Below are 1,719 nucleotides of genomic sequence, written 5' to 3' on the forward strand. Positions count from 1 at the left end.
GAGCCCGGATTGTCGAACAAATAAAGGCCATTGGAGCTTCGGTGGATTGGTCCAGAGAGCGTTTCACTCTTGATGATGGTTTAAATCGCGCCGTGAAGAAAGCATTTGTTGAGTTATACAATGAGGGACTGATATACAAAGGAAAATACATTGTCAATTGGTGTCCTCGTTGTCATACAGTCCTTTCCGATGAAGAAGTTGAGCATGAAGACGAAGAAGGAGCATTTTACCATATCAAATACCCATTTAAAGATGGTTCGGGACATGTAGTCATTGCCACTACAAGGCCAGAAACAATGTTGGCTGACACCGCCGTTGCCGTTCACCCATCCGATGAAAGGTACAAGGCACTTATAGGCAAGAAGGTAATTCTGCCCTTAGTGGGTAGGGAACTCACGGTCATATCTGATATATATGTGGATCCTTCTCTGGGAACAGGTTGCCTAAAAGTTACGCCAGCACATGATCCAAACGATTTTCAGATTGGGTTAAGACATAATCTTGAAATAATCGAAGTAATAGGAAAAGACGATATAATAAATGAAAACGGCGGTAAATACGCGGGAATGGATAAAATAGAAGCTCGGAAAGCCGTTGTCAAAGACCTTGAAGAACAGGGTTATCTCATCAAAATTGAACCAATAAAGCACGCCGTAGGCAAGTGCTATCGCTGCAATACAACTATTGAACCTCTTCTATCTGACCAATGGTTCGTAAGAACAAAGCCCCTCGCAGAACGAGCTATTGAAGCGGTTGAAAACGGTGAAATCGTCTTTTATCCAAAGCGTTGGAAAAAAGTTTATCTTAACTGGATGTATGAAATCCGGGATTGGTGCATTTCCAGGCAATTATGGTGGGGGCATCGGATTCCGGTATGGTACTGCGACGATTGCGGTGCCACTATGGCTTCTGAAGAAGATTTGAAAAAATGTGTTCACTGCGGATCCAGCAATATCCACCAGGATGAAGACGTACTTGATACCTGGTTCAGCTCCCAGCTTTGGCCTTTTACCACACTTGGCTGGCCTGAAAAGACTGAGGATTTGAAAACTTTCTATCCAACAAGTACCCTTTTTACAGCTTTTGACATAATTTTCTTCTGGGTTGCAAGAATGATCATGGCTGGATACCAGTTCATGGACGAGAAGCCTTTTTCTCATGTTTATATCCATCAGCTTGTAAGAGACAAAAAGGGTAGAAAAATGTCAAAATCCCTGGGTAATGGGATTGACCCACTTGAAGTAATCGAAGAGTATGGTGCTGATCCCATGAGGTTTACGCTTGCCATGTTGGCGGCTCAAGGCCGAGATATTAAGTTGGATTCCCGCTTTTTTGACTCTTATAGGAAATTTGCAAATAAAATTTGGAATGCAACCAGATTTGTAATAATGAATCTTGAAGGTTATGAAGCTGCTGAAATCGCTTCGCTGGATCTTGAGTTAGAAGATCGCTGGATTCTTTCAAGACTTCAGCGAACCGTGGAAATAGTTACAGAAGCGTTGGAAAGTTATGATTTCAACGTAGCTGCAAAAAAAATCTATTCCTTCATTTGGAATGAGCTGTGTGACTGGTATATCGAAAGTGTCAAGGAACGTTTGAAGGACACCGGGAAAGAAAGAAAAGTCGCTCAAAACGTACTCGTCAAAGTTCTGGACAATTCACTGAAGCTGTTGCATCCCTTTATGCCTTTTATCACTGAAGAGCTGTGGCAAAAACTTC

The 1,719-nt window shown here is 42.2% G+C and carries 1 pseudogene; it reads left to right on the forward strand.

What is annotated here, in order from left to right:
• Positions 1-1,719: pseudogene (locus tag AC3LHT_RS07165) on the forward strand (valine--tRNA ligase); the annotation flags it as partial.

The sequence above is a fragment of the Kosmotoga sp. genome (assembly GCF_982836095.1).